The organism is Streptomyces beijiangensis (genome assembly GCF_017315755.1).
Classification (GTDB): domain Bacteria; phylum Actinomycetota; class Actinomycetes; order Streptomycetales; family Streptomycetaceae; genus Streptomyces; species Streptomyces beijiangensis.
The window spans coordinates 1-420 of the sequence record NZ_JAFLRJ010000994.1 but is presented as its reverse complement, the minus strand read 5'-3'; the positions used below and the strand labels follow the sequence as shown (position 1 = coordinate 420).

The following is a 420-nucleotide window of genomic DNA, read 5'->3' as shown; positions in this document are numbered from 1 at the left end:
CTAGTCTCGTGGGCTCGGGCAGATAGGTCTGCAGGGCGATGCCGTTGGCGAGGTACGCCTCGAAGTAGCGCAGGATCTGGTCGCGGTCCGCGTCCTCGGCGAGGACGCCGATGGCGGCGGCCCGGCGCAGGATGTGGTCGAAGGCGGCGTCGCCCCCGAGTTCCCGCAGGTCCTCGGCGGGGATGTCGAGGCTCTTGCCGTAGGGCACCGCGAGGTCCCGCGCGAACCACGACAGGATCGTCGCGTCGTCCGCGGTCTGAGGGATGTTCTCCTCGATCGGGGCACGGCTGTCGATGGCGGCGAGGAGTTCGATCTCCTCGCCGGCGGCGCGCTGTTGGCCGGCCACCTCGTAGGCGATCACCCCGCCGAAGCACCAGCCGCCGAGGGCGTACGGCCCGGTGGGCTGGATCTCCCTGAGGT

Annotated in this window: 1 protein-coding gene; it reads right to left on the bottom strand. The window is 71.0% G+C overall.

Annotation, left to right across the window (positions count from 1 at the left end; all coding sequences use genetic code 11):
• On the bottom strand, positions 1-420 hold a 420-nt coding region (locus tag J0695_RS40245), incomplete at both ends, for a thioesterase domain-containing protein (protein WP_242553771.1).